Annotated in this window: 9 protein-coding genes; 3 read left to right on the top strand and 6 right to left on the bottom strand. The window is 65.9% G+C overall.

Annotated elements, in window-relative coordinates; all coding sequences use genetic code 11:
* Positions 1-221: 221 nt before the first annotated feature.
* The 3 genes from BZL41_RS17455 to BZL41_RS17445 all read right to left on the bottom strand — a co-directional run bounded on the left by BZL41_RS17455 (position 222) and on the right by BZL41_RS17445 (position 3,366).
* Positions 222-1,766, bottom strand: a complete 1,545-nt coding sequence (locus tag BZL41_RS17455) for a phosphoenolpyruvate carboxykinase (RefSeq protein ID WP_095600485.1) — start codon at positions 1,764-1,766, stop codon at positions 222-224.
* Between the two features lie 154 nt (positions 1,767-1,920).
* Positions 1,921-2,814: an Hsp33 family molecular chaperone HslO gene (hslO, locus tag BZL41_RS17450; RefSeq protein ID WP_095600484.1), complete on the bottom strand. Its 894-nt coding sequence runs from the start codon at positions 2,812-2,814 to the stop codon at positions 1,921-1,923.
* Positions 2,815-2,973: 159 nt separating this feature from the next.
* On the bottom strand, positions 2,974-3,366 hold the full coding sequence (locus BZL41_RS17445) for an RNA-binding S4 domain-containing protein (protein ID WP_095600483.1): 393 nt from the start codon (positions 3,364-3,366) through the stop codon (positions 2,974-2,976).
* 168 nt (positions 3,367-3,534) lie between these two features.
* Between BZL41_RS17445 and BZL41_RS17440 the strand changes: the two genes are divergently transcribed.
* Both BZL41_RS17440 and rimK read left to right on the top strand, forming a co-directional pair.
* A complete protein-coding gene (locus BZL41_RS17440) occupies positions 3,535-3,939 on the top strand; it encodes an ATP-dependent zinc protease (RefSeq protein ID WP_371916546.1) in 405 nt (134 codons plus the stop codon).
* On the top strand, positions 3,936-4,841 hold the full coding sequence (gene rimK / locus BZL41_RS17435) for a 30S ribosomal protein S6--L-glutamate ligase (RefSeq protein WP_084333066.1): 906 nt from the start codon (positions 3,936-3,938) through the stop codon (positions 4,839-4,841). Before BZL41_RS17440 ends, rimK begins: the two co-directional genes overlap by 4 nt.
* A gap of 27 nt (positions 4,842-4,868) precedes the next feature.
* On the opposite strand, the gene BZL41_RS17430 is transcribed toward rimK, so the two are convergent.
* From BZL41_RS17430 to ompR, 3 genes are all read right to left on the bottom strand, one after another.
* Positions 4,869-8,648 carry an EAL domain-containing protein gene (locus tag BZL41_RS17430; protein WP_095600481.1) on the bottom strand — a complete coding sequence of 1,260 codons (3,780 nt, stop codon included), beginning with the start codon at positions 8,646-8,648 and terminating at the stop codon, positions 4,869-4,871.
* 97 nt (positions 8,649-8,745) lie between these two features.
* Positions 8,746-10,059: an ATP-binding protein gene (locus BZL41_RS17425; RefSeq protein ID WP_095600486.1), complete on the bottom strand. Its 1,314-nt coding sequence runs from the start codon at positions 10,057-10,059 to the stop codon at positions 8,746-8,748.
* Positions 10,060-10,141: 82 nt separating this feature from the next.
* Positions 10,142-10,870 carry a two-component system response regulator OmpR gene (gene ompR / locus BZL41_RS17420; RefSeq protein ID WP_095600480.1) on the bottom strand — a complete coding sequence of 243 codons (729 nt, stop codon included), beginning with the start codon at positions 10,868-10,870 and terminating at the stop codon, positions 10,142-10,144.
* A 219-nt stretch (positions 10,871-11,089) separates the two neighbouring features.
* Between ompR and BZL41_RS17415 the strand changes: the two genes are divergently transcribed.
* Positions 11,090-13,414 carry a Tex family protein gene (locus tag BZL41_RS17415; protein ID WP_095600479.1) on the top strand — a complete coding sequence of 775 codons (2,325 nt, stop codon included), beginning with the start codon at positions 11,090-11,092 and terminating at the stop codon, positions 13,412-13,414.
* The last annotated feature ends 2 nt before the right edge of the window (positions 13,415-13,416 follow it).

The raw sequence follows: 13,416 nt of genomic DNA, 5'->3' as shown, positions 1-13,416 counted from the left end.
GCTATGGAAACGAGCTCAACCCATTGATTTGCATGAAGGAATCGCTCGGCTTCTATCCCTTGCAACAGCTAACGCAGACATAGCCAATTCATTCGCCCAACGGAGCACGGCCATCGCACGTTTTCCCGGATTGCGCTTGGGCTCCGAGATACGCCAGAGAGCGAACCAAACCCCGATAACGAAAAAGCCGCCCGAAGGCGGCTTTCTCATGAACGCTCGGCTTAGAGCTGCGGGCCGGCGTTGCGGATGGCGTCGGAGACGTCGAACTTCTTGAAGTTCTCGATGAACTGCTTGGCGAGAGCCTTGGCGGCCTCGTCGTAGGCGTTCTTGTCTTCCCAGGTGTTGCGCGGGTTGAGCAGGTTGGTCTCGACACCCGGAACGGTCTTCGGCACGTCCAGGTTGATGATCGGCAGGTGCTCGGTCTCGGCACCGATCAGCGCGCCGCTCTGGATGGCCGCGATCACGCCACGGGTGGTCGGGATGTTGAAGCGCTTGCCGACGCCGTAGCCACCGCCGGTCCAGCCGGTGTTGACCAGGTAGACCTTGGAGCCGAAACCACGGATGCGCTTGATCAGCAGCTCCGCGTACTCACCAGCCGGACGCGGGAAGAACGGCGCGCCGAAGCAGGTGGAGAAGGTGGACTTGATGCCGCCGCCGGAGCCCATTTCGGTGGAGCCGACCAGGGCGGTGTAGCCGGACAGGAAGTGATAGGCGGCCTGCTCTTCGTTGAGGATCGACACGGGCGGCAGCACGCCGGTCAGGTCGCAGGTCAGGAAGATCACGGCGTTCGGCTCGCCGGCGCGGTTGGCGTCGACGCGCTTCTCGATCAGGTCGCGCGGATAGGCGGCGCGGGTGTTCTGGGTCAGGCTGCCGTCGGCGTAGTCGGGCTGGCGGGTTTCCGGGTGCAGCACGACGTTTTCCAGCACGGCGCCGAACTGGATGGCTTTCCAGATGACCGGCTCGTTCTTCTCGGAAAGGTCGATGCACTTGGCGTAGCAACCGCCTTCGATGTTGAACACGCTGCCCACGCCCCAGCCATGCTCGTCGTCGCCGATCAGGTAGCGGCTTTCGTCGGCGGAGAGGGTGGTCTTGCCAGTGCCGGAGAGGCCGAAGAACAGGGTCACGTCACCCTCTTCGCCCATGTTGGCGGCGCAGTGCATCGGCAGCACGTCGGAATCCGGCAGGAGGAAGTTCTGCACGGAGAACATGGCTTTCTTCATTTCACCGGCGTACTGCATGCCGGCGAGGAGAACCTTCCGGGCGGCGAAGTTGATGATCACGCAGCCGTCGGAGTTGGTGCCGTCGCGGGCCGGGTCGCACTCGAAGAACGGAGCGTTGAGGATCAGCCACTCGCTCTTGGAGGCCGGGTTGAACTGCTCGGGGTTGATGAACAGGCAGCGGCCGAACAGGTTGTGCCAGGCGGTTTCGGTGGTCATCTTGACCGGCAGGTAGTGCGCCGGGTCAGCCCCTACGTGGACGTGGGAAACGAAGCGGTCGCGCTCGCCGAGGTAGGCTTCGACGCGGGCCCAGAGGGCATCGAATTTGTCCGCCGGGAACGGCCGGTTGATCGCACCCCAGGCGATGGCGGCCTGGGTGGTCGATTCTTCGACGATGAAGCGGTCGGCCGGAGAGCGGCCGGTACGATGACCGGTCTTCACCACCAGCGATCCGTTGGCGGCCAGTTCGCCTTCACCGCGACGGATGGCCTCTTCGACCAGTTGTGCAGTGCTGATGTCGGTGTAGACGGCGTGGTTGGCTTGCATCATGTGGGTCCCCGTCGGCCAGAGGCCGAGTCCTCCGAACGTTTTGTAGTGAGACGCAGGCCTCGCTACAGCGAAAAAAGTGGGCGCGATTATGCCAGAAAAGCGCGCGGTGGGTAGGAACCTCTGATCCGGTCAAAGGTTCCCTGGCCATGCAGATTCAGTGCCGGGTTCTGGACGGAGCCCCGCTCCCGCCACCGGCGAACAATTGAGTCACATCGGCGGCGTCGAAGATGTAGCGCTGGTTGCAGAATTGACAATCGATCTCGACTTTACCGTCATTTTCATCGAGCAGCAGCTCGGCGTCCTGCTGGCCGAGGCTCACCAGGGCGTTCGCCGAACGCTCCCGCGAACAACTGCAGCGGAACTCCAATGCCTGCGGGTCGAACAGCCGCACGGTCTCTTGGTGATAGAGGCGGCGCAGCAGGGTCTCGTTATCCAGGCCGAGCAGTTCTTCGGCAGTCAGGGTGTCGGCCAGGGTGGTCATGTGCTGCCAACTGGCTTCGCGCTCTTCCGGGTCCTTGAGGCGGTCGGCCGGCAGTTGCTGGAGCAGCAGGCCACGGGCGCGACGGCCGTCGGCATTGAGCCAGAAGCGCGTCGGCAACTGCTCGGAGGTGGCGAAGTAGCCGGACAGGCACTCGGCCAGGGTGGCCCCCTCGAGGGCGACGATGCCCTGGTAGCGCTGGCCCTGGCGCGGATCGACGGTAATCGCCAGCACACCTTCCGGCATCAGGCTGCGCAGGTCGGCGCCCGGCAGCACCTGCTCGGCATGGTAGCGGGCGATGCCGCGTACTTCGCGTTCGCTGGAGCATTCCACCATCAGCAGCGGTACGGCGCCGGCGGAACGCGCCTGGAGGACCAGCAGCCCTTCGAACTTGAGGGTGCCGACCAGCAGCGCCGCGGCGGCGAGCATCTCGCCCAGCAGTTGCGCCACCGGCTCCGGGTAGGGGTGCTTGGCCAGGACGTGGCCGTAGCTGTCGTTCAGGGTGGCCAGTTCGCCCCGGATGTCGGTGTCTTCGAAGAGGAACCGCTGGGTGTGATCGAAATCGTGCATAGGGAGCCGGTCGTCGCGGAGGTGAAGGAATCACGGCGGGCCGCGCCTGGCGCGCCCGTCACGGAAGATTCGGGAGGAAAGGCCGGAATTCTAGGGGATAACCCCCGGCCTCTCCAAGCCGGGGCGATCGCCGGACCGCGATCGCTCGGAGCCCACGCCCTAGGCACCGTCGCGGAAAAAATGAATCTGCCGCCTCTGCTTCTTGGTCGGACGGCCGTCGGTCTGGATGCCGAGGGCACCGGCCTTGCGCAGCGCGGCGGCCTGTTCGCGGCGCTGGATGCTGTCGGCGGTTTCCTCGTAGAGCGCCTGAGCTTCCGGCGCGCCCCGGCGGACGCAGGAAAGGGCGCGGACCACGACGGTACGTTCGTCGAACCCGGTACGGATAGTCAGTTCATCGCCCACCCGGGGTTCCTTGGCCGGCTTGCAGCGCTCGCCACGGCAGTGCACCTTGCCGCCTTCGATGGCCGCCTTGGCCAGGGCGCGGGTCTTGTAGAAGCGCGCAGCCCACAGCCATTTGTCCAGGCGGACTTTGTCGTCGTCTTTTTCGTTCATTGCGTCACTCTTCGGCTACCGTCTCTTCTGTTGGACACGGCGATGGATGCGGTTGTCATTTGCCCCAACTAGAATGCCGCCAATTCATTCGGAAAGCCTACCTTGAAGACGTTCGACCATCTTTCCGTGATCGGCCTGCGCGAGTGGATCGCCCTACCCGACCTGGGCGTGGCCGGCCTGCGCGCGAAGATCGATACCGGTGCCAGCACCTCGGCGCTACACGCCACCGAGATCGTCGAATTCGAGCGCGACGGCCAGCCCTGGGTACGCTTCACCGCGCACCTCGGCACCCTGGTGCAGCTTCGCCACCGCCACTGCGAAGCACCGCTGGTGGCGGTGAAGACGATCAAAAGCTCCAACGGCCTGGCCCAGAGTCGCTACGTCATCCGCACCACGCTGTCCCTCGGCGACCGCGCCTGGCCGGTGGAATTCACCCTGACCTGCCGCAAGGCCATGCGCTATCGCGTGCTGCTGGGTTCGAAGGCCCTGGTCGAGGGGCAACTGGTGGTCAATCCCGCGCTTTCCTATGTCCAGGACAAACCCTCGCTCCCCTCTCTCGCTGGTGTCCAATGAAAATTGCCGTGCTTTCGCGCAATCCGCGTCTGTATTCGACTCGTCGTCTGGTGGAAGCCGGTGAGCAACGTGGTCATGAAATGGTGGTGATCGATACCCTGCGCGCGTACATGAATATCGCCAGCCACAAGCCGCAGATTCATTACCGCGGCAAGCGGCTGGAGGGCTTCGACGCGGTGATCCCGCGTATCGGCGCGTCAATCACTTTCTACGGCTGCGCGGTACTGCGCCAGTTCGAAATGATGGGCGTGTGCCCGCTCAACGAATCGGTGGCCATCGCCCGTTCGCGCGACAAGCTGCGCGCGCTGCAACTGCTTTCCCGGCGCGGCATTGGCCTGCCGGTGACCGGCTTCGCCCACTCGCCGGACGATATCCCGGACCTGATCCAGATGGTCAACGGCGCCCCGCTGGTGATCAAGGTGCTGGAAGGCACCCAGGGCATGGGCGTGGTGCTCTGCGAGACGGAGAAGGCGGCGGAGTCGGTGATCGAGGCGTTCATGGGCCTGAAACAGGACATCATGGTCCAGGAATACATCAAGGAAGCCGGCGGCGCGGACATCCGCTGCTTCGTGGTGGGCGACAAGGTGATCGCCTCGATGAAGCGCCAGGCCAAGCCCGGCGAATTCCGCTCCAACCTGCACCGCGGCGGCACCGCCAGCCTGATCAAGATCACCCCCGAGGAACGCATGACGGCGATCCGCGCGGCCAAGGTGATGGGTCTCAACGTGGCCGGGGTGGACATCCTGCGCTCCAACCACGGGCCGCTGGTGATGGAAGTGAACTCCTCGCCCGGCCTGGAAGGCATCGAGCAGACCACCGGCAAGGACGTTGCCGGGATGATCATTCAGTACTTGGAAAAGAACGGCGGGCCGAACCTGACGCGAACCAAGGGCAAGGGATAAGGCTTGAGGGGGCGCCCCCTCATTCACTCAGGCGATATGACTTTCGCGCGCATCCATCCAGGCAAGAAAGGCGGGTTCGTTCAGCGGCCGGCTGAAATGAAAGCCCTGCCCCAGGGCACAACCGTGGCGGCGCAGGCTGTCCAGCTGGACCTGGCTCTCGATGCCCTCGGCCACACACTCCAGGCCCAGGTTGCGGGCGATCACCAGGATGGTCTCCACCAGCATCGCACCGCTGGTTTCGCCATCGAGGTCGCCGACGAAGCTGCGGTCGATCTTCAGTCGGTCCAGCGGCAGGCGCTTGAGGTAGGTGAGCGACGAGTAGCCGGTACCGAAGTCATCGATGGCGAAACGCACGCCGAGCCGCTTCAGTGCCTGCATGGCAGCGATGCACTGCTCGGCGTCTTCCAGCAGGACGCCTTCGGTGATCTCCAGCTCCAGCGCGGCAGCCGGCACGCCATGGCGTTGCAGGCAACTGCTGATGCGCTGGGCGAAGTCGGGCTGGCGCAGCTCGCGCGGGCTGATGTTCACCGCCAGCACCAGTTCAGGCCACTGCGCCTGCCAACGCGCCAATGTGGCGCAGGCCTGCTCCAATACCCAGTTGCCGAGCTCGTGGATCATCCCGGTTTCTTCCGCCAGCGCGATGAAGTGGGTGGGGGTGACTTCACCGCGTTCGGGATGCGACCAGCGCACCAGTACCTCGGCACCGGCCACGCGCCCGGACGCGAGTGACAGCTGGGGCTGAAACACCAGGCGCAACTGGCCGCGTGTCATGGCCTGGCGCAGTTCGTTCTGCAGCTGCAAGCGCTGGTCGATGGCGGCCTGCATCTCGGGTGCGAAGAAATGCAACGCGTTGCGCCCGCCCTGCTTGGCCCGGTACATGGCGGTGTCCGCTTGCTTGAGCACATCGGCCGCCGCCTGGCCGCCGAGGGGATGCAGGGAGATGCCGATACTGGCGCTGATCGATAGCTCGTGACCGTCGATGCGATAGCCGCCGATCAGGCTGGCCAACAGCTTCTCGCCCACCTCGGCGGCGTGCTCGGCGGCAACGTCCGGGGTATCCGCCATGGCCTCCAGCAAGACCACGAACTCATCGCCGCCGAGCCGCGCCAGGGTGTCCTCGGCACGCAGGCCGCCAGCCAGGCGCGCCGTGACTTCGCGCAACAGACCATCGCCAACCGGGTGGCCGAGGCTGTCGTTGACCGTCTTGAAGTGGTCGAGGTCGATGAACAGCAAGGCGCCATAGCGGCCTTCCCGCTGCTCGCGGGCCATGGCGTGCTGCAGGCGGTCGAGCAGCAGGCGCCGGTTGGGCAACCCGGTCAGTTCGTCGCTGTAGGCCAGACGTTCGATTTCCCGTTGGTAACGCTGACGCTCGGAAATGTCAGTGAAGCTCAGGCGGACCAACCGTCCCTCCCCGCCCGGCAGCCGGACCAAGCGTGCCTCGCAAGGGCGCACGCGGCCGGCGGCGTCACGCACCAGCCAGTCGAAAACCGGCGCTTCGCCAGCGAGCGCCGCCTCGATATGGCGGCTGGCGACCTCTTCCGACGACTCGCCGCCACCCTGCAACACCGGGCTGAAATGCGCCGGACGCTTGCCGAGCAACTGCTCGCGGGGCAGACCGAACAGGCGGGCAGCGTTCTCGTTGGCTTCGACGATACCGCGCTCGGTATCGAATACCAGGATGGCTTCCGGCGCATGCTCCACCAGGGTGCGGTAACGGGCTTCGGCTTCGTAGCGGTCACTGATGTCTTCCACCAGGGTCAGGCAGGCTTCCAGCCGGCCGTCGGCATCGCGTACCGCACGGACGCTGACGCGGGTGTAGACCGGGCTGCCGTCCGGGCGCAGGAAGCGTTTCTCCAGCTCGTAGCCGTCCCGCGAGCCGTCTTGCAGTTCCTCCAGGCGCGCCTGGTCGGCCGGGAGGTCGTCGGGATGGGTAATGGCTGCCCAGGTGGTAGCGTTCAGCTCCTCGCGGGACCGCCCGAGAATGCTGCACAGCTTGTAATTCACCTCTTCCCAGCGCTGCTCGGGGGTGGTCAGGGCCATGCCGATCAGCGGCGCTTCGAAGAACAGCCGCAGGCGCTCGTCGCGCTCCTGCAACTGGCGCTCGGCCTGCTTGCGCGCGGTCAGGTCCTGCAGCGCGCCGTAGATGCGGATCACCCGCTCGCCATCGCGCTCCACCAGCCCGCGGGCGCGGACCCAGCGCGGATTGCCGCGGGCGGTGCTCAGGTGCAACTCGATATCGAAGCTGTCCTGCCCCTTGAACAACTCGCGCAGGGTGGTCCAGGCCAGTTCGCGGCTGTCGTCGTCGAGGTAAGCCAGGGCCTGGCGGTATTCCAGCGCACCATCGCCGGGCTCGCGCTCGAAGATGCGGTAGCTGCCTTCGCTCCAGAACATCCGGTAGCCGGGCAGCTCCAGCACCCAGCCGCCGAGGTCGGCGATGGTTTCGGTCTGGGTCAGCAGATGGGTCTGGCGCAGCAGCTCCTCGCGACGCCTGGCCAGCTCCTGGGCAAGCCGCTCGCGGCTGGTGACGTCGTGTTGCAGGCTGAGGAAGTGGCTGATGCCCCGCTCGTCGCGCATCGGCGCCACGGTGACTTCGTTCCAGAACGGCCGGCCGTCCTTGCGGTAGTTGCGCAGCACCACCTGGCAGGTCTCGCCCCGGTTGCGCGCATGCTGCATGCGGGGCAGTTCGTGCTGGCCCTGGTCCCTGCCGAGCAGGAAATCGCTGGGCTGTCCCAGCGTCTCGGCGCGGGAATAGCCGCTGATGCGCTGGAATGCCGGGTTGCAATAGATCAACGGGAGCCCCTCGGCCCGCGCGTCGGCGATGCTGACACCGAGCGGGCTGGCCTCCAGGGCGAGATTGGCCAGCGCCAGTTGCTGCTGCATCCGCGCGCTGCGCGCCAGTGCCCGGCGCATGTCGCTGAGGCTGCGCCCCACCAGGAGCATGGCGATCATCATCAACAGCACGCTGAGGTGGAGGCTGGTGCGCTGCGGGCCGAACCAGTCCGGCTGGGTCTCCAGCGGTACCACCAGCGGCAGCGCCAGGACCAGCAGGCTGGTCAGCACGGCGCCGCACAACGCACCGGGAAAACCCCAGACCAGGGACAGGACCAGCATGGCGAAACCGATCAGCGGCAAGGTCTGCAACCAGGGCAAGGCCACCAGCAGGCCGGGCAGGCCGACCAGCAGGACCAACAGCAGAGGCCAGGGCGGCAGGTGCTGCGGAATGGGTCCATCAACCGTCGCGGCGCTGCCGGGCACCGCGCGCAACCAACCCTTGCGGCGCAGCAGAGGGGTGCCGAAATGCAGCAACGGCAGGGCGATGGCCAGGACGCTGAGGCTGTCGGCCAGCCCAAGAGCCAGGCTGGCATGCAGCCAATCGCCACCCGGCAGATGGCCGGTGATGACGAGATTGCCCTGCACGCCGAGCGCCACGACCGAGGATGGCAGCAGCACACCGAGCAGAATGAAACGCAACAGATGATTGAATTCGTTCAGCGCCGGATCGAAACCGCGCTGGGCGGTCATCAGCCAGCCCAGCCCCACGGCCAGGGTTTCCGGCAGGGCATGCAGCGGCGCCCAGTGCCAGTCCAGATCCCACAACGGCACGCTCAACAGCGCATTGAGAAACAGCGCGGGAAGTATCCGTGGTCCCCACCAGAGGCTGAACGCCAGCCCCAGGGCGAAGGGCACATACCAGATCGCCACCCCGCTGGAGAACTGGGTGGAAAGGGATAACCAGGTGCCCAGCTGGAACAACGGCAGGGGCAGCCACCAGGTCCATCGGGGCTGGCGGTCGGATACAACAGGCATGGCGACCTCATGGCAAAGCGCCGCCATAGCATAGTTCAGCAGCCGGTGGCCCGTCTGCATGCCGTGCTGGCGTTATGCCCGAACGGTCGTCCCGGGGTCAGACCGCGTCGCGCGGCAGCATCAACCCCAGCGGCAGGCACACCCTGGCTTCTAGTCCGCCACCGGAACGGTTGCGCAGCTCCACGCTGCCGCCATGCAATGCGGCGATGCGCTTGACGATGGCCAGGCCGAGGCCAGTGCCCTTGCCGCCCCGGGCGCGGTCGCCGCGAATGAAGGGGTTGAAGATATCCGACATTTCCGTCGGGTCGATACCGGGGCCGCGGTCCAGCACGCTGAGTACCACGTAGGGCGCGCGGCAATCGCCGGATACGTATGCGGCCACCTCGACCTGCTGGCCACCATGGCGCAGGGCGTTTTCCACCAGGTTGGTCAGCAGCCGCTTGATCGACACCCGGCGCAGCGGGATCGGCGGGATCTGCTCCAGGCATAGCCGTACCTGTTCGCCCTTCTGGTTGAACGGCGCCACCACCTCTTGGGCCAGTTCGCCAAGATCGACGTCTTCCACCGGCTCGTCGCGCCCGTCGCGGATGAAGGCGAGGAACTGATCGAGGATGGCATCCATGTCTTCGATGTCGCGCACCATGTCCTCGGCGAACTCGTTGTCGTTGCCCAGCAGTTCGAGGGACAGGCGCAAGCGGGTCAGCGGGGTTCGCAAGTCGTGGGAGACGCCGGCGAGCATCAGTTCGCGCTCGCGACCGGCCTGCTCGACGTCCTCGGCCATCTGGTTGAAGGCCCGGTAGACCTCGGTCATCTCGCTCGGCGTGTTACCGATCGGCAGGCGCACGCTGCGGCCCTGGCCAATCTGACGGGCGGCGAACACCAGGCGCTTGAGCGGCGCGCTGAGCTGGCGGACGAAAATCCAGGCGGCGGCGGTGGAAAGCAGACCGATCCCGAGGAACCAGCCGAGCACGTTCCAGATGCGCTGCCCGCGCAGTGGATGCGGGTAGAGCGGGACTTTCAGCCAGTCGTCGCCCAGGCTCGGCGCGTACACCCAGAGCGCCGGCGGGCTCTTCACCCGTACCCGCACCTCGGTATCCGGCCCCAGCTCGGTGCGCATCTGGCGCTGGAAGATTTCGCTGTACGGCCAGTGCTGTTCGCTGAGCGGCACGGCATCGCGCTGGACCAGCGTGAGCCCGGCCTCGCGAGCAATGTCGTCGCGCGACGAAGGCTCGGCCGCCCAGTAGGCACGCAGGGTGAGCGCCGCGCCGTGGCTGTACTGGCGGTCCACCAGGACGTCCTCGTTCATCATCAGATAGACGAGGGTCAGCGCCTTGGAAAACAGCACCACGATCAGCACCAGCCAGAGGGTGCGGGCGAAGAAACTTTGCGGGAACCAGAGGGGAGCCTTCATCAGCAGCAAGCCCCAAGCTTCAAGCTACAAGTAGTTACACCGTCCGCTCTTTCTTGCAGCTTGTGGCCTGTAGCTTGCCGCTTCATTTATTACCATCCGGAACGAATACGTAGCCGACGCCCCAGACGGTCTGGATATAGCGAGGCTTGGACGGGTCCGGCTCGATCAGCCGGCGCAGGCGGGAAATCTGTACGTCGATGGAGCGCTCCAGGGCGTCCCACTCGCGGCCGCGGGCGAGATTCATCAGCTTGTCGCGGGTCAGCGGCTCGCGGGCATGCTGGACCAGCGCCTTGAGCACGGCGAACTCACCGGTGGTGAGCATGTGTACTTCGTCGCCACGTTTCAGTTCGCGGGTGCCGAGGGACAGTTCGTAATCGCCGAAACGCACGGTTTCGTCTTCGCTGGCCGGCGCGCCCGGCACCACCGGCACCTGGCGACGCAGTACGGCCTTGATCCGCGCCAGCAGCTCGCGTGGGTTGAACGGCTTGGCCAGATAGTCGTCGGCGCCCAGTTCCAGACCCTGGATGCGGCTGGACTCGTCGCCCTTGGCAGTGAGCATGATGATCGGAATCTGATTGTTCGATTCGCGCAGGCGGCGGCAGGCGGAGAGGCCGTCCTCGCCGGGCAGCATCAGGTCGAGCACCACCAGGTTGAACAGCTCGCGGGCAAGCAGGCGATCCATCTGTTCGACGTTCTCCACCGCCCGCACGCGGTAGCCCTGTTCGTCGAGAAAACGTTCGAGCAGACGCCGCAGACGGGCGTCGTCGTCGACCACGAGGATTTTTTCGCCTTCAACGGGGGCAGTGTTCATAGCGTCTCCAGACCAGGACATGGTGCGGATTATGGCGCAGACGCCACCCGCACCGCCGCGACCATTGTTAGCAGATTTTTCCCCGGGCGGACCCGGCGCTTTCATCGGCTGGTGCGCATTTATCGGCGCCAGCGACCTGACGCCCGCCGCCCCTGGGTATAATGCCGCCCTTTCACGGCCGGACCGGCCCGCGTGTCTATCTGTCAGGTAAGTGCATTCATGGATATCAACAGTCGTATCGCCGAGGAGCTCGGTGTCCGTCCGCAACAGGTTGCCGCCGCCGTGGGGCTGCTCGACGAAGGCTCCACCGTGCCCTTCATCGCCCGTTACCGCAAAGAGGTGACCGGCAGCCTCGACGATACCCAGCTGCGCCATCTGGAGGAGCGCCTGCGCTACCTGCGCGAACTGGAAGAGCGCCGCGCCGCGATCCTCGCCAGCATCGAGGAACAGGGCAAGCTGACCCCGGAACTGGCCCGCGAGATCAAGCTCGCCGACACCAAGACCCGCCTGGAAGACCTCTACCTGCCGTACAAGCAGAAGCGCCGCACCAAGGGCCAGATCGCCCTGGAAGCCGGCCTCGGCGAGCTGGCCGACGCCCTGTTCGGCGACCCGACCCTGGCACCCGAAGCCGAAGCGGCCCGCTTCGTCGATGCGGAAAAGGGCTTCGCCGACGTCAAGGCCGTGCTGGAAGGCGCCAAGTACATCCTCATGGAGCGCTTCGCCGAAGACGCCACCCTGCTCGACCGCCTGCGCGGCTTCCTCAAGGACAACGCCACCCTCAGCGCCCGCGTGGTTGCCGGCAAGGAGACCGAAGGCGCCAAGTTCCGCGACTACTTCGAACACGACGAACCGCTCAAGGGCGCACCTTCCCACCGTGCTCTGGCGATTTTCCGCGGCCGCAACGAGGGCGTGCTGAGCGTCGCGTTGAAAGTCGGCGACGAGGCGCCGGGCCTCATGCATCCGTGCGAAGGCATGATTGGCGAGCGCTTCGGCATCAAGGATCAGGGCCGCGCTGCCGACAAATGGCTCGGCGAGGTGGTGCGCTGGACCTGGAAGGTCAAGCTCTACACCCATCTGGAAACCGATCTGCTCGGCGAGCTGCGCGAAAAAGCGGAAGACGAAGCGATCAGCGTGTTCGCCCGTAACCTGCACGACCTGCTGCTGGCCGCGCCGGCCGGCCCGCGCGCCACCCTGGGTCTCGACCCGGGCCTGCGCACCGGGGTCAAGGTGGCGGTGGTGGATGCCACCGGCAAGCTGCTGGACACCGCCACGGTCTACCCCCACGCGCCGAAGAACGACTGGGACGGCACCCTCGCGGTGCTGGCCAAGCTCTGCGCCAAGCACGGCGTCGACCTGATCGCCATCGGCAATGGCACCGCCAGCCGCGAGACCGACAAGCTGGCCGGCGACCTGATCAAGAAAGTGCCGGGTCTCAAGCTCACCAAGATCATGGTGTCCGAGGCGGGTGCCTCGGTGTATTCGGCCTCCGAGCTGGCCGCGAAGGAATTCCCGGAGCTGGACGTGTCCCTGCGCGGCGCCGTGTCCATCGCCCGCCGCCTGCAGGACCCGCTGGCCGAGCTGGTGAAGATCGACCCGAAATCCATCGGCGTCGGCCAGTACCAGCACGACGTCTCCCAGCTCAAGCTGGCACGCTCTCTGGATGCGGTGGTGGAAGACTGCGTGAACGCCGTCGGGGTGGACGTCAACACGGCGTCCGCCGCCCTGCTGGCGCGTATCTCCGGCCTCAACACGACGCTGGCGCAGAACATCGTGCAATTCCGCGATGCGAACGGTGCGTTCAAGTCCCGCGACGAGCTGAAGAAGGTGCCGCGCCTCGGCGAGAAGACCTTCGAACAGGCCGCCGGCTTCCTCCGCGTGATGAACGGCGACAACCCGTTGGACGCCTCGGCGGTGCACCCGGAAACCTACCCGCTGGTGCAACGTATTGCCCAGGACACCGGCCGCGACATCCGCTCGCTGATCGGCGACTCGGCATTCCTCAAGCGCCTAGACCCGAAGAAATTCACCGACGAGAAGTTCGGCCTGCCGACCGTCACCGACATCCTCGGCGAACTGGACAAGCCCGGCCGCGACCCGCGCCCCGAGTTCAAGACCGCCGAGTTCCAGGACGGCGTGGAGACCCTCAAGGACCTCAAGCCGGGCATGGTGCTGGAAGGCGTGGTGACCAACGTGACCAACTTCGGCGCCTTCGTCGACATCGGCGTGCACCAGGACGGTCTGGTGCACATTAGCGCGCTGTCGGAGAAGTTCGTCAAAGACCCCTATGAAGTGGTCAAGGCCGGCGACATCGTCAAGGTCAAGGTCATGGAAGTGGACATCCCGCGCAACCGCGTCGGCCTGTCCATGCGCATGAGCGACACCCCCGGCGAGAAGGTCGAAGGCCCGCGCGGCGGCGGTCAGCCCAACCGTGGCGGCCAACCGCGCCAGCCCCAGGCCGCACGCAGCACGGGCGCCGCGCAACCGGCCGGCGGCGGTGCCATGGCCGCGCTGTTCGCCAACGCCAAGCAATTGAAGAAAAAGTGACC

The organism is Pseudomonas sp. PIC25, assembly GCF_002286785.1.
Taxonomy (GTDB): domain Bacteria; phylum Pseudomonadota; class Gammaproteobacteria; order Pseudomonadales; family Pseudomonadaceae; genus Pseudomonas_M.
This window is presented reverse-complemented; position numbering and strand designations above follow the sequence as displayed.